General features: G+C 70.6%; 20 protein-coding genes and 2 pseudogenes. 12 read left to right on the top strand and 10 right to left on the bottom strand.

Annotated elements, in window-relative coordinates:
* Nucleotides 1–72 precede the first annotated feature (72 nt).
* Together AC3ET3_RS16430 and AC3ET3_RS16425 are read right to left on the bottom strand one after the other, a co-directional pair.
* On the bottom strand, nt 73–1,038 hold the full coding sequence (locus tag AC3ET3_RS16430; RefSeq protein WP_432134050.1) for a zinc-binding dehydrogenase: 966 nt from the start codon (nt 1,036–1,038) through the stop codon (nt 73–75).
* Nucleotides 1,039–1,285: 247 nt separating this feature from the next.
* Complete coding sequence (locus AC3ET3_RS16425) at nt 1,286–2,536, bottom strand: NAD(P)-dependent malic enzyme (protein ID WP_435612380.1); 1,251 nt, start codon at nt 2,534–2,536, stop codon at nt 1,286–1,288.
* A 616-nt stretch (nt 2,537–3,152) separates the two neighbouring features.
* Here AC3ET3_RS16425 and AC3ET3_RS16420 point away from each other — a divergent pair.
* From AC3ET3_RS16420 to AC3ET3_RS16405, 4 genes are all read left to right on the top strand, one after another.
* Nucleotides 3,153–4,121: an ABC transporter substrate-binding protein gene (locus AC3ET3_RS16420; RefSeq protein ID WP_432134048.1), complete on the top strand. Its 969-nt coding sequence runs from the start codon at nt 3,153–3,155 to the stop codon at nt 4,119–4,121.
* Between the two features lie 37 nt (nt 4,122–4,158).
* Nucleotides 4,159–5,097 carry an amino acid ABC transporter permease gene (locus tag AC3ET3_RS16415; RefSeq protein WP_432134047.1) on the top strand — a complete coding sequence of 313 codons (939 nt, stop codon included), beginning with the start codon at nt 4,159–4,161 and terminating at the stop codon, nt 5,095–5,097.
* Nucleotides 5,094–5,867: an amino acid ABC transporter ATP-binding protein gene (locus tag AC3ET3_RS16410; RefSeq protein ID WP_432134046.1), complete on the top strand. Its 774-nt coding sequence runs from the start codon at nt 5,094–5,096 to the stop codon at nt 5,865–5,867. The genes AC3ET3_RS16415 and AC3ET3_RS16410 overlap by 4 nt, the downstream gene beginning before the upstream one ends.
* Before the next feature lie 264 nt (nt 5,868–6,131).
* The gene (locus tag AC3ET3_RS16405) at nt 6,132–6,761 is read left to right on the top strand and encodes a CGNR zinc finger domain-containing protein (RefSeq protein ID WP_432134045.1); all 630 of its coding nucleotides are present in this window, start codon (nt 6,132–6,134) and stop codon (nt 6,759–6,761) included.
* Here AC3ET3_RS16405 and sodX read toward each other — a convergent pair.
* The gene (gene sodX, locus AC3ET3_RS16400) at nt 6,665–7,099 is read right to left on the bottom strand and encodes a nickel-type superoxide dismutase maturation protease (RefSeq protein ID WP_432134044.1); all 435 of its coding nucleotides are present in this window, start codon (nt 7,097–7,099) and stop codon (nt 6,665–6,667) included. The genes AC3ET3_RS16405 and sodX overlap by 97 nt on opposite strands.
* A 145-nt stretch (nt 7,100–7,244) precedes the next feature.
* Between sodX and sodN the strand changes: the two genes are divergently transcribed.
* Nucleotides 7,245–7,640 (top strand): superoxide dismutase, Ni, encoded by a 396-nt coding sequence (gene sodN / locus AC3ET3_RS16395; protein ID WP_055634112.1) that lies wholly within the window; start codon nt 7,245–7,247, stop codon nt 7,638–7,640.
* Between the two features lie 7 nt (nt 7,641–7,647).
* On the opposite strand, the pseudogene AC3ET3_RS16390 reads toward sodN, so the two are convergent.
* Nucleotides 7,648–8,135 (bottom strand): annotated as a pseudogene (locus AC3ET3_RS16390) (tyrosine-type recombinase/integrase); the annotation flags it as partial.
* Nucleotides 8,136–8,138: 3 nt separating this feature from the next.
* Between AC3ET3_RS16390 and AC3ET3_RS16385 the strand changes: the two are divergent.
* Nucleotides 8,139–8,594, top strand: a pseudogene (locus AC3ET3_RS16385) (relaxase/mobilization nuclease domain-containing protein); the annotation flags it as partial.
* Nucleotides 8,595–8,618: 24 nt separating this feature from the next.
* On the opposite strand, the gene AC3ET3_RS16380 reads toward AC3ET3_RS16385, so the two are convergent.
* Genes AC3ET3_RS16380 through AC3ET3_RS16360 form a run of 5 tightly spaced genes read right to left on the bottom strand, consistent with a single transcriptional unit; the run spans nt 8,619 to nt 13,139 of the window.
* Entirely contained in the window at nt 8,619–9,146 is a 528-nt protein-coding gene (locus AC3ET3_RS16380) for a P-loop nucleotide/nucleoside kinase family protein (RefSeq protein WP_432134043.1), read from the bottom strand.
* A gap of 47 nt (nt 9,147–9,193) precedes the next feature.
* On the bottom strand, nt 9,194–10,060 hold the full coding sequence (locus AC3ET3_RS16375) for a glycosyltransferase family protein (protein WP_432134042.1): 867 nt from the start codon (nt 10,058–10,060) through the stop codon (nt 9,194–9,196).
* Nucleotides 10,061–11,290, bottom strand: a complete 1,230-nt coding sequence (locus AC3ET3_RS16370) for a glycosyltransferase (RefSeq protein ID WP_432134041.1) — start codon at nt 11,288–11,290, stop codon at nt 10,061–10,063.
* Nucleotides 11,287–11,991: a hypothetical protein gene (locus AC3ET3_RS16365; protein WP_435612379.1), complete on the bottom strand. Its 705-nt coding sequence runs from the start codon at nt 11,989–11,991 to the stop codon at nt 11,287–11,289. Before AC3ET3_RS16365 ends, AC3ET3_RS16370 begins: the two co-directional genes overlap by 4 nt.
* Nucleotides 11,988–13,139 carry a glycosyltransferase gene (locus AC3ET3_RS16360; protein WP_432134039.1) on the bottom strand — a complete coding sequence of 384 codons (1,152 nt, stop codon included), beginning with the start codon at nt 13,137–13,139 and terminating at the stop codon, nt 11,988–11,990. Before AC3ET3_RS16360 ends, AC3ET3_RS16365 begins: the two co-directional genes overlap by 4 nt.
* A gap of 148 nt (nt 13,140–13,287) precedes the next feature.
* On the opposite strand from AC3ET3_RS16360, the gene AC3ET3_RS16355 reads away from it, so the two are divergent.
* The 3 genes from AC3ET3_RS16355 to AC3ET3_RS16345 are packed head-to-tail and all read left to right on the top strand — an operon-like array spanning nt 13,288 to nt 15,359.
* Nucleotides 13,288–14,262 carry a helix-turn-helix domain-containing protein gene (locus AC3ET3_RS16355; RefSeq protein ID WP_435612378.1) on the top strand — a complete coding sequence of 325 codons (975 nt, stop codon included), beginning with the start codon at nt 13,288–13,290 and terminating at the stop codon, nt 14,260–14,262.
* Nucleotides 14,259–14,822 carry a peptide deformylase gene (locus tag AC3ET3_RS16350; RefSeq protein ID WP_432134037.1) on the top strand — a complete coding sequence of 188 codons (564 nt, stop codon included), beginning with the start codon at nt 14,259–14,261 and terminating at the stop codon, nt 14,820–14,822. The genes AC3ET3_RS16355 and AC3ET3_RS16350 overlap by 4 nt, the downstream gene beginning before the upstream one ends.
* Before the next feature lie 36 nt (nt 14,823–14,858).
* Entirely contained in the window at nt 14,859–15,359 is a 501-nt protein-coding gene (locus AC3ET3_RS16345) for an NUDIX domain-containing protein (protein WP_432134036.1), read from the top strand.
* Between the two features lie 308 nt (nt 15,360–15,667).
* Here the strand turns inward: AC3ET3_RS16345 and AC3ET3_RS16340 are convergent, their stop codons facing one another.
* Nucleotides 15,668–16,096, bottom strand: a complete 429-nt coding sequence (locus AC3ET3_RS16340; RefSeq protein WP_432134035.1) for a hypothetical protein — start codon at nt 16,094–16,096, stop codon at nt 15,668–15,670.
* Nucleotides 16,097–16,195: 99 nt separating this feature from the next.
* On the opposite strand from AC3ET3_RS16340, the gene AC3ET3_RS16335 reads away from it, so the two are divergent.
* The 3 genes from AC3ET3_RS16335 to AC3ET3_RS16325 are packed head-to-tail and all read left to right on the top strand — an operon-like array spanning nt 16,196 to nt 17,777.
* Complete coding sequence (locus AC3ET3_RS16335; RefSeq protein ID WP_432134034.1) at nt 16,196–16,597, top strand: helix-turn-helix domain-containing protein; 402 nt, start codon at nt 16,196–16,198, stop codon at nt 16,595–16,597.
* A 9-nt stretch (nt 16,598–16,606) separates the two neighbouring features.
* The gene (locus AC3ET3_RS16330; RefSeq protein WP_432155885.1) at nt 16,607–17,023 is read left to right on the top strand and encodes a VOC family protein; all 417 of its coding nucleotides are present in this window, start codon (nt 16,607–16,609) and stop codon (nt 17,021–17,023) included.
* Complete coding sequence (locus tag AC3ET3_RS16325; RefSeq protein ID WP_435612377.1) at nt 17,016–17,777, top strand: VOC family protein; 762 nt, start codon at nt 17,016–17,018, stop codon at nt 17,775–17,777. Before AC3ET3_RS16330 ends, AC3ET3_RS16325 begins: the two co-directional genes overlap by 8 nt.
* Nucleotides 17,778–17,802: the final 25 nt, after the last annotated feature.

Genomic DNA, 17,802 nt, shown 5'->3' with positions numbered 1-17,802 from the left:
CTTCGTTGACGAAAGCGATGGCCGACCCGGAGAGGCCGGGTCGGCCATGGACGCAGGAAGCCAAACCGGCGCTCAGCCGTTGCTGAGCACGATCTTCCCGAACTGGTCGCCGGACGCGAGCCGTTCGAAGCCCTCGCGGGCCCGCTCCATCGGCAGCACCTCGTCGATCACGGGCCGGACCCCGGTGGCCGCGCAGAACGCCAGCAGATCCTCCAACTCGTCCTTGGTGCCCATGGTGGAGCCGACGACCTTCAGTTCGAGGAAGAAGATCCGGGTCAGCTCGGCGTGGGAGGGCCGGTCGCCGCTGGTCGCGCCGGAGATCACCAGCGTCCCGCCGGGCTTCAGCGACTTCACCGAGTGGGACCAGGTCGCGGCACCGACGGTCTCGATCACGGCGTCGACCCGCTGCGGCAGCCGCGCCCCGGACTCCAAGGCCTCCACGGCCCCCAGCTCCAGCGCCCGCTTGCGCTTGGCCTCGTCCCGGCTGGTGGCGAAGACCCGCAGGCCCGCCGCCTTGCCGAGCACGATCGCCGCCGTGGCGACGCCGCCGCCCGCGCCCTGCACCAGCACCGAGTCCCCCGGCCGCACGCCGGCGTTGGTGAACAGCATGCGATAGGCGGTCAGCCAGGCCGTCGGCAGGCAGGCGGCCTCGGCGAAGGAGAGTTCCCTGGGCTTGGGCAGGATGTTCCAGGTCGGCACGGCGACGCGCTCGGCGAAGGTGCCCTGGTAGCGCTCGGTGAGGATGGAGCGCGGCTCGTCGGGGCCGACACCGTGGCCCGTCTGCCCGATGACGGAGTGGAGCACGACCTCGTTGCCGTCCTGGTCGACGCCGGCGGCGTCACAGCCGAGGATCATCGGCAGTCGCTCCTCGGGGAGGCCGACGCCCCGGAGCGACCAGAGGTCATGGTGGTTGAGGGAAGCAGCCCGGACGTCGACGACACTCCAGCCGGGCCGGGCCTCGGGGGCGGGCCGCTCCCCCAACTCCAGTCCGGAAAGCGGCTGGTCACGGTCGATACGGGCGGCGTAGACAGCGAACATGCAGCCGACGATAGGCGCCCCGGGGCCCGCGAGAAACACCGGCCGTGTGTGACACACACCCTCTTGCCTGCCGCCGCACGAGGGCCGCGCGTCGCGCCGGACGGAAAACGGGCGCGGGGCCCGTGCGAGCGGCCGTCCCCGGAGGGAACAGCCGCCGAAGCACGGGCCCCGCACCCACAGGCGGTTTCTCGCCCCTCCGGCCAGGCGAGCGGACGGGCGGGGAACGCGGTGAAGGCCGACGCCGGAGCTAGCGCCGGGCGACGCCCTCGGCCCGGGCCGCCGCCGCGACCGCGGCCGTCACCGCCGGCGCCACCCGCTCGTCGAACGGCGAGGGGATGACGTAGTCGGCGGCGAGGTCGTCACCGACCACCGAGGCCAGCGCCTCGGCGGCGGCCAGTTTCATGCTCTCCGTGATCCGCGAGGCGCGGACCTGGAGCGCCCCCGCGAAGATGCCGGGGAAGGCGAGCACGTTGTTGATCTGGTTCGGGAAGTCGGAGCGCCCGGTGGCGACCACGGCCGCGTACTTGTGGGCGACCTCCGGGTGCACTTCGGGGTTCGGGTTGGCCATGGCGAAGACGAACGCGCCCTGGGCCATGGTGGCGACGGCCTCTTCCGGCACCGTCCCGCCGGAGACCCCGATGAACACGTCGGCGCCCGCGAGGGCCTTCTCCAGCGGTCCGCTGATGCCGGCCTTGTTGGTGAACCCGGCGAGCTCCCGCTTCACCGGCGTCAGGTCCTCCCGGTCGGCCGAGACGACACCCTTGCGGTCCGCGACCGCCACATCGCCGATACCGGCCTCGACCAGCATCTTCGCGATGGCCACACCGGCCGCGCCGGCGCCGGAGATGACGGCGCGCAGCTGCCCGAGCTCGCGCCCGCTGAGCCGCGCCGCGTTGCGCAGCGCCGCCAGCGTCACGACGGCCGTGCCGTGCTGGTCGTCGTGGAAGATCGGGATGTCCAGCCGCTCCTGCAGCCGGCGCTCGACCTCGAAGCAGCGCGGTGCCGAGATGTCCTCCAGGTTCACGCCGCCGAACGAGGGAGCGAGCCGGACGACGGTCTCCACGATCTCGTCGACGTCGGTGCACGCGAGGGCGATCGGGACGGCGTCGACGCCGCCGAACTGCTTGAACAGGATGGCCTTGCCCTCCATCACGGGGAGGGAGGCCTCGGGCCCGATGTCGCCGAGCCCCAGCACCGCCGTTCCGTCGGTGACGACGGCGACGACCTGGGACTTCCAGGTGTAGTCGTGGACCAGTTCCGGCTGCTCGGCGATGGCGGTGCACACCCGCGCGACGCCGGGCGTGTACGCCAGGGACAGGTCGTCCTTGTCACGGACGGGGACGGTGGCCTGGACGGCCATCTTGCCGCCCCGGTGCAGCGCGAACGCCGGGTCGAAGGAGTCGAGGGGCTCCGCACCGCCCCCGGGGCCGGCATGGCCCGCCTGATCGGCCTGGTCGGCCGTGTTCTCACTGCGAGGATTCACGATCTCCGCTGACACTGTGTCTTACCCCTTAGGTCTGCGTGGTTGAGGGTGGCCGCCCCTGGTTGAGGGGCGGGCGGGACCGCGCACCGCCCTGTCGATGCATACGGGCAGATACGCGACGAGCGCGCCGCACACGCGCTCTGAGCCCCGGATGAGGGGTGTAAAGCACTTTCTTACCGGACGGACACCACCCGCGACGAGTCCATTCCGTGCAACCTCACATTCCCCGGTCTGTGGATGTTCCACAGCGTCGCCGGCGAGGCGCTCCGCGTGACGTCAGCACCGTCCCGCGCCAGTGACATGACTCATGGGCGAAAAACCGGACAAGTACTGGACAAACCCTCGACAGGGACCCAAGTGACACGAACAGATGCCACCACATTCGCCCACATGCTGAGATAGGCCGAAGATTTTCCGGCTGGAAGCCTTGATTCCCGGAGAAGATGCGGTCGTGTTGTACCGGAGTGGTGTGGTTCGGGGGTCTCCCGTTATCCGATTTTGACATAGCGGTGCCCCTGAATGGCGCAGTCCGAATGGCAAGATGCCGTAATCACACGAGGTCGCGACACCCGAAGGTGTGTGCTCTCGTCGACCCATCGGCAACTCCATCCATCCGCCGGAGGAACCCACCATGACCGCAAGCTCCACCCGACGTACGACCGCCGCGCGCACCCGCCTGGCTGCGGTCGGTTCCCTCGCGGTCGCGGGCGCGCTGATTCTCACCGGCTGCGGTGACCAGACCAAGGACAAGGACTCGGGCAGCAGCGACACCGCGGGCACGAGCAGCGCCCCCCTGGCCGCCAAGCTGCCGCAGTCGATCCGTGACAAGGGCGTCATCCGGGTCGGTTCGGACATCGCGTACGCGCCGGTCGAGTTCAAGGACGACTCCGGCAAGACCGTCGGCATCGACCCGGACATCGCCGAGGCCATGGGCCAGCAGCTCGGCGTGAAGTTCGAGTTCCAGAACGGCACGTTCGACACGCTCATCGGCGGTCTGGCGTCCAAGCGCTACGACGTCGCCATGTCGGCCATGACCGACACCAAGTCCCGCCAGGAAGGCATCGACTCCGAGACGGGCAAGAAGGTCGGCACGGGCGTCGACTTCGTCGACTACTTCACGGCCGGCGTCTCCCTCTACACGAACAAGGGCGACACCAAGGGCATCAAGACCTGGGACGACCTGTGCGGCAAGACCATGGCCGTGCAGCGCAACACCTTCTCCCACGACCTGGCCAAGGACCAGGCGGAGAAGTGCCAGAAGGCCGGCAAGGAAACCCTCAAGATCGAGGACTTCGCCACCAACCCGGAGGCCGAGACCCGGATGCGCGCCAAGGGCGCGGACGTGGTCTCCGCCGACTTCCCGATCGCCGCGTACTCGGTGAAGAACGCGGGCGGCGGCAAGTACTTCGAGATCGTCGGCGACCAGGTCGAGGCCGGTCCGTACGGCATCGCCGTCGCCAAGGACAACACCCAGCTGCGGGACGCCCTGAAGGCCGCGCTCCAGGCGATCATCGACAACGGCGAGTACAAGAAGATCATCGAGAAGTGGGGCGTCTCGGACGGCGCGGTCACCGAGGCCAAGATCAACGGCGGCTCCTGAACCGCCCCGTTCGACTCGGCTCTGAAAGGCACCACCCGTGACTGTTGACGTCAACAAGACGGACGGTCCGGACGCGGCGCCCCCTGCCGGGCCGGAGGCCATCAAGGCCATTCCGGTCCGGCACCCGGGACGCTACGTGTCCGCGATCGTCGCCGTCGCCCTGCTGGGCGCGGTCGTCTACGCCTTCGCCCAAGGCAAGATCAACTGGGGCGCGATCCCCGACTACTTCTTCGACGACCGCATCCTCGACGGCGTCTGGAACACCCTGCTGCTCACCGTGCTCTCCATGGTGATCGGTATCGCCGGCGGCATCCTGCTCGCCGTGATGCGCCTGTCGAAGAACCCGGTGACCTCGTCCATCGCCTGGTTCTACATCTGGTTCTTCCGCGGCACCCCGGTCCTGGTCCAGCTGTTCGTCTGGTTCAACCTGGGCCTGGTCTTCGAGTACATCAACCTGGGTCCGATCTACAAGGACTACTGGTCGTCCTTCATGACGCCGCTGCTGACGGCGCTGCTCGGCCTGGGCCTCAACGAGGCCGCGTACATGGCCGAGATCTGCCGGGCCGGTCTGCTCTCGGTCGACGAGGGCCAGACCGAGGCGGCACACGCCCTGGGCATGAGCCACGGCAAGACGCTGCGCCGGATCGTGATCCCGCAGGCGATGCGCGTGATCGTGCCGCCGACGGGCAACGAGGTCATCAACATGCTGAAGACGACCTCGCTCGTCTCGGCGGTGCAGTACTACGACCTGTTCAAGGAGGCCCAGGACATCGGTCAGCACGCGGGTTCCACGGTGGAGATGTACTTCCTCGCCGCCACCTGGTACCTGATCATGACCTCGGTCCTGAGCGTCGGGCAGTACTACATCGAGCGGTACTACGCCCGCGGCTCCAGCCGGACCCTGCCCCCGACTCCGCTCCAGCGCTTCCGGGCCGCCGTGCTGCCCGCGCGCCGCCCGAAGGGGGTCACGGCATGACGCAGACCGCCACGCCCATGGTCAAGGCCGAGGGCGTCCACAAGTCCTACGGCCCGATCGAGGTCCTCAAGGGCATCGACCTGCAGGTCAACGCCGGTGAGGTGTTCTGCCTGATCGGCCCGTCCGGCTCGGGCAAGTCGACCTTCCTGCGGTGCATCAACCACCTGGAGAAGGTCAACGCCGGCCGGCTGTACGTCGACGGCGAACTGGTCGGCTACCGCCAGAAGGGCGACAAGCTCTACGAGCTCAAGGACAGCGAGGTGGCGCTGAAGCGCCGGGACATCGGCATGGTGTTCCAGCGGTTCAACCTGTTCCCGCACATGACGGCCGTCGAGAACGTCATGGAGGCGCCGGTCCAGGTCAAGGGCGTCAGCAGGTCCCAGGCGCGAGCGCGCGCACTGGAGCTGCTGGAGAAGGTCGGGCTGGCCGACAAGTCCGGCAACTACCCGACGCAGCTCTCCGGCGGCCAGCAGCAGCGGGTGGCCATCGCCCGGGCGCTGGCGATGGACCCGAAGCTGATGCTGTTCGACGAGCCGACCTCGGCGCTCGACCCGGAGCTGGTCGGTGACGTCCTGGACGTCATGCGCGACCTGGCCGAGTCCGGCATGACGATGGTGGTCGTCACCCATGAGATGGGCTTCGCCCGCGAGGTGGGCGACAACCTGGTCTTCATGGACGGCGGCGTGGTCGTCGAGTCCGGCAACCCGCGCGAGGTGCTGACGAACCCGCAGCACGAGCGGACGCAGGCCTTCCTGTCGAAGGTGCTGTAACGGCCGAAGGCGAAGGGGCGGTACGACTGCGCGTACCGCCCCTTCGTCATGCCCGCCGCCGGACGCGGCGCGCCGCCCGGCACGAGCGGCAGGTGTCCGGCCTCGACGGCGTCGACCCCCGGAACCGCCGAAGGGCTCCCCCGTGTCCAGCATCATGCGGAATCGCCACGTCTCCCCCGACACTCGCACGTAATACCCTGGAAGCACGATCAGGTGTTACCCGACCGCCGACATGACCATAGAGCCCATCCGTAAGGACTACATGTGGAACTGGCCTATTACTCGGACTATGCCGTTCGCCTCGTCAACACCGAGGAACCGGTCCGGGGCAAGGACTCCCTGACCTCGATCGAGGCCGTCAGGGAACTGTTCGGGGCCAACCAGTCGGCGGCCCGCCGCGCCGCCGACGCCGACGTGACCCGCTTCCGTTCGGTACGGGCCCGGCTGCGCGCCGTCTTCGAGGCCGCGGACGGCGGCGACGAGACGCTGGCCGTGGACCTGCTGAACTCCTTGCTGCTGGAGTTCCCGGTGAGCCCGCAGATCTCCGGCCACGACCACCGTGACGACGACGGCCGCCCCCTGTGGCACATGCACCTGGCCGACCACCCGTCGAACGCGACGGCGGGCTACGCGGCGATCGCCGCGATGGGCCTGGCCTTCCACCTGACCGAGTACGGGGTGGACCGCCTCGGCCTGTGCGAGGCGCCCCCCTGCCGCAACGCCTACCTGGACACCTCGACCAACCGCTCCCGGCGATACTGCTCCGACCGTTGCGCCACCCGGGCGAACGTGGCCGCCTACCGGGCCCGCAAGCGCCTGGCGGCGGACCGGTCGGAGAGGACCGGCCGGGCGGCCGAGAGGACCCACCGCAGTACGGCGATCGGCGAGCGCTGACCCGTCCGGCGCGGCCGGTACCTGAACCGGACCCGGCCCAGGATCAGCTCGTCCGGCACGGGCCCGTAGTCCGTGCTGTCGCCCCCTGCGTACGCGTTGTCCCCGAGCACCCACCACGCCCCGTCCCGGCGCTCCACGGCCCGTTTCACGACCAGGAGGTCCTGTTGGAACGGGTGCCGCAGTACGACCACGTCGCCGGCCCGCACCCGGGCGCCGTACCGCACGAGCAGCTGATCACCGTCGTGCAGCGTGGGCACCATGGACGGACCGGTCACCTCGGCCAGCCCGAACGGCGCGCCCGTGCGCCCCTGCCCGGTCTCCTGCGACAGCTCCGGCATCGCCGGCACCTCCCCTGTCCGTTCCTCCACCAGTCCCAGTCTCACCCCGGACTTTTGTCCTAAGCCCAAGGGGGCACTCGCGAAAACCCGTCGCTCACGGAGTAATGTCCCACCTGAGAAGACGATCACGAGGAAGGAACGCTGCATGCTTTCCCGCCTGTTTGCTCCCAAGGTCAAGGTCAGCGCGCACTGCGACCTGCCCTGCGGTGTGTACGACCCGGCCCAGGCCCGCATCGAGGCGGAGTCGGTGAAGGCCGTACAGGAGAAGATGGCCGCCAACGACGACCCGCACTTCCAGGCTCGCGCCACGGTCATCAAGGAGCAGCGCGCCGAGCTGGCCAAGCACCATGTGTCGGTCCTGTGGAGCGACTACTTCAAGCCCCCGCACTTCGAGAAGTACCCGCAGCTGCACGTCCTGGTCAACGACACCCTGAAGGCCCTCTCGGCCGCCAAGGCGTCCACCGACCCGAAGACCGGCGAGAAGGCCCTGGAGCTCATCGCCGAGATCGACAAGATCTTCTGGGAGACCAAGAAGGCTTGATCTCTGGTTAGGCGTTCTGACCTGCGGTTTCGCGGGTCATGCCGCCTACCTGTCCGCACCCGGTCCGCAGGCCGCCGAGCACGGCGTCCATGACGGCCCGGGTGCGGTCTTCTTCCCCGGGCCACAGGTGCGCGTAGATCCGCAAGGTGATGACGGCGGACGCGTGCCCGAGAACGAGCTGCACCTGCTTGACGCTCGCGCCACCGGCGATGAGCGCGGAGGCGTAGAAGTGCCGCAGGTCGTGGGTGACCATGTGCGGCAGCTCGACGGGCTTGCGGCCTCCTGCTCGGCGACCTCGTTCTCGGCCGCCTGGAGCGCCCTGCGGGCGCAGTTCCACTCCGTCTTCCGGCGGCGATAGTTGAGGGGCTCGCCCTCCTCCATCGTGAACAGCCACTCCTTGGAGGGGCGTGCGGCGAGGTGCGTGAGGAGGGCGTCGGTGACGACCTCGCCGACCGGTACCGTAGGCCGGGACTTCGCGGTCGTCGGTGGGCCGATCAAGCGGTCGAGGAAGCCTTCCGCCACCTGCAGGTGGCCTATCAGGAGGCCGCCGCACCGGTCTTGGCGGACCTCACCCGCCGCGCGCCACGGGACACAACCACCAGCCGCTTCGAGCAGGACCTTCGCACGGTCATCCCCGACCACGCCGACCGTGTCCTGGCCGATCGCGCCTGGCCCGCCCTGACCACTACCCTCGCCCGCGCCGAAACCGCCGGCCACAACACCCGGCACCTCTTGGCCGAGGTCGCAGCCCAAAGGGAACTCGACAGCGCCGAAAACCCCGCCGAGGTCCTCAACTGGCGCATCGCCGCCCAACCGAACAGACGGACTGAAGCGGCACGCAGGCGCAGCAGCAGCGGTGTTCCCACTCCGATCGCCGTAGTGCATGGGCCGGCGGTGCCCCATATCGAAAGCGCCCGCAGCCAGACGCATGGAGGGCAGGGCCCCCGTCGCTGATCGCTTTCCACCTCGTGACCGTACTCAGCTCCCGCCTCCGGCCGCAGTGATCGCTGCGAGAAGTACGTCGAGGTCTCCGTTGTAGAGGATCGTCTCCTCGCCCTCGGTGGGGACGTCGAAGCGGGCGAAGAAGTCGTCGAGGGCTTCGGGGGTGACAGTCAGCGCGTTGGCGTCCTCGCGCTGGTTGCGTTCGGCCAGGCGTCGCAGCAGCTCGGCTCGGTCGGCGGGGAGGTAGACGACCAGAGGGTGGCCACCCGCTTCGCGTGCGGCCTGCCGCCAGGCGTCGCGCTCGCTGCGGCGCCACAGCCCGTGGTCCAGGACGACGTCGTTCCCGGCCTCGATCTCCTTGATGAACCGCTGCCGGATCGCTGCGACGACGGGCCGCTCGCGCTCGAAGTAGGTGTGCTCGAGGTAGTCCACGCCGTAGCGGCCGTGGAGGCGGTGGACTTCCTCATCGACGGAGAGCCGGGTGAAGCCATGGCCGGCCAGGGCTTGTGCGACGGTGGTCTTCCCCGAGCCGGTCAGGCCGGCCAAGAGAACGGCGAGGGGCACGTGGTCATCCCTTCCGCGACGAGAGTACGCGAGCATCGGACATTGTCTCAGTCCTGACTCGTGTGCGCGTAGGGCCGCCAGCTGGTGAGGATGCCGCGGGCCTCCGCGGGCCAGCCGAAGGGCAATCGGTCCAGGCTCACGCGGCGGAAGGCGAACCGGGGATCACTGATGTTGATCACGCCGCCGTGCTGGCCGACGTGGGCCAGCAGGCGGTCGGCCTCGTCGCGGACGGCCGGGGTGTGTTCCTGCCAGGTGCCGGTGGAGAAGTGTTGGACCCGTCGGCGGAGGTCGTCCAGGATGCCCGAGCGCCACTTGAAGTGGTGGACCGCGCAGATCCGGTCCGCATCCGGACAGTGGCCGGGGGCCCGGTGGTTTCCGGAGGCCACGGTCACATCGTGGCAGGCGAGGACGATCTTTCGCGGGTCGCCGTGCAGAAGCCGGTGGGTGAGGTGGCCGCCGAGGGGATAGGCGAGGTCGAGTCCGCCTTCGGGCCGCCAGCCGGCAAGGCGTCCGCTGGTGGCAACGCGGTCGAGCATCAGCCCGCCGACCACGCGGTGCCCGGCCCTGTCGGCCTGGGTGATCACCTCGGCGAGCGGGGCGGGGTACTGCTGGAACTCATCAGCGTCGGCGAGCAGGTGCCAGCCGGGCCCGGCCCGGTGCCGCAGGGCGTCCCTGAGCTGGGTGTTGGTGTGCTCGTGCCACGGGCCGGTGCTGGTGCCGGTGGGGATGATGCCCAGCTCGCGGACGGCGGCCTGGAGCTCGTGCCGGCGGATGTCGGGGACGTGGTCGGGGAAGTGGAAGGCGATCAGGAACCGCTCGACGCCCAGCCACCGGTAGTGGCGGACCCAGGCGGCCAGCAGGGGCGGCTCGACGGGGCCGACAACAGCGATCAGCGCGGGAGGCGTGCTCAGCATTCAGGACTCCTTCGTACGCAGACAGGCGAAGGTGCGGGTGAGGAAGTCGGCCTGCCCGGCGGCCGACCGCATGCCCAGCAGGCCGGGGGCGTCGGGCCCGGGCAGCGGGGGCGGCTGGCGGATGACGGTGTGCAGGGCGTCGGCGAGCGCGTCCGGGCCGCCGGCAGTGAACGTCAGAGCCCAGGGCTGGCCGTGCAGACGGGCGGCGAGGGCCGCATCGTGGTCGGAGACGATCAGGGGGACGCCGAGGCGGGCGGCATCCATGACGAGCCCGGATTCCTTGCCGGTCCCGGGGCGGCGGGTAACCAGAGCGGCGTCTGAGGCGGCATACACCAGCCGCAGCACGGCTTCACTGACCGGGCCGGGCACGGTGTGCACCCGCAGGCCGGGCCGGTCCCGCCACCGCTTCAGGACGGCTTCGTCGAGCGGGGAGCCGGTGACCACCAGGTGCATCGGCTCCTTCAGACGGGCCAGGGCGGAGTCGACGGTGCCGATGTCCTTGTAGGGCCACCAGCCGCCCACCAGGCAGACCACGGCCTCGGCGGCGGGGATGTCCAACGCGGCCCGGCCGCCCTCGCGTTCAGCGGCGGACAGGCGGCGGCCGTCGTCGACCGCGAAGCCGCCGACCACCGCGGGCAGCTCGGGGAAGGTCGCGGCGAACTGGTCGGCTACGGCCTGCGTCGGATACACCGCGATCACCCGCCCCTCGCCCCGGCGGGCGAGCCGGCCGAGCAGCCGTACGGCGGCGTCCTCGGTGGTGACCGCCTCGTGGACGAACCGCAGGTGCGGCTGGCCGCCCAGGAGGGCGGCGGCGCCGTGCAGGGCCTCGCTCGCGGTCAGGATCACCACCGCGTCGGCGCCGGGCTCCAGCCGGCGGGCGGCCCGCAGGGCCGCCCCCTCGGTGAGGCAGCGGGCGAGGAGGGTGACCTGGTGCGGCAGCCGCCGCAGGCGGCGGGACCAGCGGCGCGACCGGAAGACCCGCTGTCCGGCCGCGGAGAACGCGGCGGTCAACCGGGCGGCGGCCAGCAAACCGCCCGCCGCCCGCCCGGCCGATCCGGTGACCAGCCGGGAACCCGCCTCGCGCAGGGAACGGACCGACTCGGCGGCGATCCCGTGCGGGGCGATGACCAGAGTGCCGGGCCGGGCCTGGGCGAGGGCCACCAGGGTGCGCTGGTGGTGTCCCCCGAGGCGGTTCGCGTACGGCTCGATGAGCACGAGCGGACCCGTCATCCGGACACCGCCTGATCCCCGTGGGCGGCAGTGAACTTCTCGCACAGCCATGCGGGGTCGTTGAGGTGGTCGAACCGCTGCGGATCGCGGGCGGCTTCGCGGGCGAAGGTGACGCCTTCCCGGGCCCCGGCGGCGGCGTAGGCGGCGCACTCGCCGCTGCGGCTCGTCGCCCATGCCTGAAGGCGCTGGCAGGCGTCGTCGTCGGCCATCCCGTACTCGCTGCCGCGAGCCAGCATCGCGCACTCGCGGAAGCCAGCCTTCCAGGCGTGGAAGGGGCTCTGGTTGAACCTCGTGATCCCGGCGGTGTGCTGGGCGAACTCGACCCGGCCGGGCAGAGCGGCAAGCACGTCCACGGCCTCGCCCATCTCCCGCAGGGCACCGCGGCGGATCAGCTTCAGCCCGCCGTAGCCGTAGGTCAGGCCGTTGACCGGATTGACCGCCCGCCACACCCGCATGGACACCCCGTCGTCCAGCGGCTCGACCGTGGCCGGGTCGAAGGCGGTGTCGATGGCGAAGTCGCCGTCGGCGAGGAAGAACTGCTCGCGGTCGACGACCTCGGCGCACAGCCGGTAGGCCCGGCGCATCCCGTGCACGCCGTGCAGGCGCTTGACGGTGCCGCCCAGCGTTCGCTGGAGCCGGGAGTGCAGGGAGTTGGCCATCGGCTCGTCGTACGACAGGAGCACCGCGTCGAAGCCGGTCACGAGATGGCCTCCAGGTAGCGGGCGGCGACCCGAGCGGGGGTGAAGTCGGCGGTGGAGGCGTGGGCCCGTTTGGCGTGCACGGCGTGGAACTCGTCGTCGGTGGCGAGGCGTTCGGCCAGGGCGACGGCTTCGGCCGTCGTGGTGAAGCACAGCTCGGGGTCGATGTGCTCGGCCAGCCAGCCCAGCCGGGGCGAGATGACCGGCAGGCCCATGCCCTGGCAGTCGATCACGCTCATCGACCAGGGGCAGCCGGGCCTGAACGGGGCGATGCCGAAGCGGGCGCCGGCCAGCAGGTTCTTGTAGCGGACGCGGTCGCCCCGGTCGGAGACGACCTGGACGTGCGGCAGAGCGGAGAGCTTGTCCCGCATCTTCTCCGGGCTGTCGTCCAGCCCCTTGCGTTCGGCCCGGCGCTGGCCGAACAGGTCCATCACCCGCAGCCGCACGGTGCCGGAGGCGACCAGGTCGCGGGCCAGGTCCACGAACTGCTCGGTGCCGTAGTGCGCGTACAGCCGGTGGTTGTAGATGCCGATCGCCCCGCCGGCCGCGGGCCGGGCGGCGGGGTCGCGGACCAGGCGCTCATCACGCGGTGCGGGCACCACCCGCAACCGGTCGCCCAGGTCCACGGTCGTCCGGGCGGCGGCGGCCGACACCCAGGAGGCGGCCGTGGAGGAGTGAACCATCACCCGGTCGCAGGCGGCGAGGCCGGCGGCGAAGGCCAGCAGAACCGGCCGGCCCAGCCCCGCGTCGTTCAGAGACGGGTCCAGCAAGAGCTGACCGCCGCTGGTGAAGGAGAACGGCAGGTAGTGGCAGTACCCGGCGAGCAGGGCGTCCGATCCGGCCTCCAACAGAGCCGTGCGGACCGCCGGGGCCTCCTCGACCTGGTTGGCCACCACCACATCCGGCCGCTCGGCCCGGATCAGCGCCACCAGCTCGTCGATGTCCGCCGAGAACCGGGCCCGGTACTTCGTCCCCGGCACCCTGGTCTGGTGGAAGCGGCAGCGGGTGTCCCCGGCCGCAGCCGGGGCCGCGACGGTCACCTCAGCCCCGGCATCCGCCAGGTCCGGGGCCAGCAGGTCCGCGAAGATCCAGCCCGAGTCCGCCGACAGCCGGTCGGGGTTGGAGATGTTCAGCAGGTACAGCACGCGCATGGGGCGTCGCCTCCCTCATCTGCCCGGACGGGTCGATCCGGGTCGGTGAGGGAAGGAAACCGGTGACGTGAGCCGTGACGGGATGATGAACTTGGATCACTCACGGTTCATTCATGCTCACCAACAAGTGACGCGGGGCGGGGCTTCGATGGACGCGCATAGCGAGGAGATCACCGTCGAGCAGGCGGCCGAGGACTTCGCGGCCGAGGTGGCCAGGTGGCGGGAGGTGCGCGGCATGTCCAAGCGGACGTTAGCCAAGGCCATGGGCTTCGACCCGTCCTACGTCAGCCACATGGAGTCCGGCCGCACCAAGCCCACCGAGGAATTCGCCCGGCTCGCCGACGAAGCCCTGAACGCCGGGAAGGCGATCTGGCGCCGCTGGTGCGACTACGAGCAGGCCCGCACCCGCGACAGGCGCCCGCCTGCGGCACCGACAGCCCCGCGCAGGCCCGAGCAGCCGTATGCCACCGGCTCCGCCCTCGTGGTCGAACACGACGCCGCCCACCTGAAGTACGACGGCCGCTCGTACCGGCTCACCATGCGCCGGCTACTGCGGAACACCGGCGCCGAACCGGTGACTCGCTACCTGATCCGCATCAGCGTCGACCGCTACCCCGGCGACCCGGAGCGGTCCAACGCGCACTACCGGGCACACCCGCTGACCTGGGGTGAACTCGACCTCACGGCCACCTGCCGGGGCGAGGCCATGCGCTGGCAGGCCAAGCACGACCGCGACGCCTTCAAGGAAGTCTGGCTGCTGTTCGACAACGAACACGGCCGCTTCCCGCTCTACCCCGGCGAGTCCGTGTGGATCGAGTACGCCTACACCGTCGGCGACGACAAGTGGGGCAACTGGTTCCAGCGCGCCGTCCGTCTGCCCACCGAACAACTCGAAGTCCAGCTCGCCTTCCCCGCCCATCTCGACCCGGTGGTCTGGGGCACCGAGACCTCGATGACCGCCGAAGCCTCTCCGCTGCGGACCCCGCCCGTCCGCAGCGACGACGGTGACCTACGGCAATTCACGTGGATCACGGCCACACCCGCTCTGCACGCTCGGTACCGTCTTGAGTGGCGGTTCAGGGCACGGCCCGAACGCGAAACGGATCAAGGGGAGTTCAGGTGATTGACGTGCGGCCCAGCCAGCAGATGCGAGACCTCGGAGTCGTCCAGCACGACGCCGGCATCCTCGCCGAACCGGCCCGCGCCTTCGACCTGCCCGCCGAGCGCGACGAGGCCGAGCGCATCACCGACGAACTGTTCGCCGCCATGGAGCGGATCGGTCAGGTCCACCCCTTCGCCAAGGGCATGGGCATCGCCGCCCCGCAGATCGGCATCAGCCGGGCCGCCGCAGTCGTCCAGCCGCCCGGCGCCGCACCCGCCATCATCCTGCTCAACCCGAAGATCACCGACCACTCCGAGGAGATGGACGAGCAGTACGAGGGCTGCCTCAGCTTCTTCGACGTCCGCGGCCTCGTCCCCCGCCCCCTGAAGATCACCGTCGAGACCACGGCCCTGACCGGCGAGACCGTCACCACCGTGTACGAACGCGGCCTCGCCCGCCTCGTCCACCACGAGATCGACCACCTCGACGGCCTGCTGTACACCGCCCGTATGCGTGCCGGCGTCGAACCGATTCCCGTGGAGGAGTACCGGCAGACCGGCCGGGCCTGGGCCTACGAGTAGGCCGCTGCCATCAACCCGGCCGATGAAGGGACTCCCGTGGCTCAGCCGACAACCGATGACCAGCCCAAGGCGCTCAAGCCTGCCCTGGAATCCATGACCCTGCTGGTCGCCGCCGTCATCGTCCACGACAAGGCCACCAAGCGTGTCGTCCTCCTCCAGCGCAGCGACCAGGCCAAATTCGCCAAGGGCAAGTGGGATCTACCCGTCGGCAAGAGCGATCCCGGCGAACCGATCACCGAGACGGCCGTCCGTGAGCTGTACGAAGAGACCGGCCTGACCGTGAAGCCGGAGGCGCTCAAGGTCGCCCACGTCATCCACGGCGCCTGGGGCGTAGAGGCCCCCAAAGGCTTCCTCACGGTCGTCTTCGTGGCCCACGAGTGGTCCGGCGAGCCCGAGAACCGCGAACCGCGCAAGCACGCACAGGTCCGCTGGGTCGATGCCGACGCCATCCCCGAGGAATTCGTGGAGACCACCGCCAGCGCACTCCACCGCTATCTCACCGGCGGGCCCCAGGTGTCGCTGGACGGCTGGAAGTAGGCGATTGCGAGGGCACGACGAAGTGACTTCGCTGGCCCCCGCAGTCCGCAGGACACCCGATCGAGACCGTCACACCCCATCGCCAGCAAACGGCAAAAGGCCAGGTCAGCGACGTGCAGCGATCATCGCTACAGGTCACCGACCTGGCCGATTACTAGGAGACCAAGAAGGCCTGACCCAGGTCAGCCTTCCCGATCCGCGATCGGTGCATCATCGTGGGTCACGGAGTATCCGAAGGGGTCCGGCCGGTGAACCGGCCGGACCCCTTCGCCGTGGCCGCCGGGTGAGCCGTGCGGCCGTCGGCGCCGTCATGCGGCCGTGGTCAGGAGGACGACGGCCACGACGAGCACCGTGGACAGGAAGCCGCAGATCCACGCCGTCAGCAGACGGTCGGGCCTGGCCCGGGCGCCGGGGTCCCGCAGCTGGGCGACGGTGGCCTCGGCCACGCGCCCGCGGACGGGGAACAGGGCGACCGGCAGGGAGACGAGGACGACACTGCACAGGAACAGCACCGACGGCCCGGCCACCGGCCCCAGCAGGCTCGCGCCCAGGACCGCGCCGATGACGACCGGGGCCCAGCGGCGGAAGCGACGTGTCCGCCGCCTGTGCCACTCCTCCAGCGCGCCTCGCCGCTCGACGGGGAAACTGCCGAGGATCGGCGGCATGGCGATCATGAAGACCGCCATCGCCCCCAGTGTTATCAGCCACCAGCCGGACTCGGGGATCGAGAACAGCACCTCGTTCGCACGCTCCTTCCGAACGCCGGGCACCGCTTGCCGTGCCGGACATCGTGCCACTCGACCGCACAGGCGTTCACCCCGTGTCATCCTGGTGCCGTGACCCTGGAGGACCTGGTCCGGCTGCGACGGGCGCGCGACCGGATGGACCGTGAGTACGCGCAGCCGCTGGACGTCCCCGCGCTCGCGCGCACCGCCCTGATGTCCCCCGGCCACTTCCAGCGCAGCTTCCGGGAGGCGTACGGGCAGACGCCGTACGCGTATCTGATGACCCGGCGCGTCGAGCGGGCGAAGGCGCTGCTGCGGCGCGGTGATCTCACCGTCACCGAGGTGTGCTTCGCGGTCGGCTGCTCCTCGCTCGGCTCGTTCAGCTCCCGCTTCACCGAGCTGGTCGGCGAGACCCCGAGCGCCTACCGGGCCCGCTCCCACGAGGCGAGCGCGGCCGTGCCGCCGTGCGTGGCGCGCACCTTCACGCGGCCGACCCGGCCCCCGCGGACCTAGGTTGGCCCCATGGACCTGAAACTGCGCCAGTGCTTCATCGCCGTCGACGACCACGACAAGGCCCTGCACTTCTACCGCGACGTCCTCGGGCTGGAGGTCCGCAACGACGTGGGGTTCGAGGGGATGCGGTGGGTCACCGTCGGGTCACCGCTGCAACCGGACGTGGAGATCGTCCTGGAGCCGCCGGGGGCCGGCCCCGACATCTCGCCCGCCGACCGGGAGGCCATGGCCCGGCTGCTGGCCAAGGGCGTGCTGCGCGGGGTCATCTTCACCACCGGCGACTGCGACGCGCTGTTCGCGCGGGTCGAGGAGGCGGGCGCGGACGTGCTCCAGGAACCGATGGACCAGCCGTACGGGGTCCGGGACTGCGCGTTCCGGGACCCGGCGGGCAATGTGCTGCGGTTCATGGAACGCTCCGATGGCTGAGCCCGGCTCGAACGTCCGCTGGGCGTACGCGTTCATCGACCGCCCTGCGGTCGGCTTCCCGGCGGCCTGCGCGTTCTGGACCGCCGCGACCGGTACCCGCCTGTCCGGACTCCGCGGCGAGAAGGAGGAGTTCACCACGCTGCTGGCCGACGGGGCGGACCCTTGCGTGAAGGTGCAGAGCGTCGACGACCCCGACGGCGGCGCCCACCTGGACTTCTCCGTGGCGGACGTGCCGGGGTTCGTGGCGCACGCGGTGGCGCTGGGGGCGGCATCGGCCGCCGTGCACGACGGGTGGGCCGTGCTGCGGTCCCCGGCCGGGCTGTCGTTCTGCGCGGTGCCCTGGCAGGGCGAGGCCGTACGGCCTCCGGTGGTGGCGGGCAGCCGCCTCGACCAGGTGTGTCTGGACGTTCCCCCGTCCGCCTTCGACGGTGAGGTGGCCTTCTGGCGCGATCTGCTGTCCGGCTGGACGGCCCGGCCCGGGTCGCTGCCCGAGTTCCATGTCGTCACGCCCCCGCCCGGGCTTCCGGTACGGATCCTGCTCCAGCGCCTGGGGGACGAGCGGCCCGCCGCGGCCCACCTCGACCTGGCCTGCGGCTCCGGCCGCTCCGCCGTGCGCGACCGGCACGAACGGCTCGGCGCGGCCGTCGTCCGCGAGGGCACCCACTGGACGGTGATGCGCGATCCGGCCGGCGGCACGTACTGCCTCACCGGCCGCGACCCGGACACCGGCGGCCTTGGCCCGCTCCGGCCCTGACGTGCCCCGCGCCGCCCGGGCCGGG

The organism is Streptomyces sp. bgisy159 (assembly GCF_057707805.1).
Note: the sequence above shows the minus strand (reverse complement) of the source record. Positions and strands in the feature narration are given on the sequence as shown.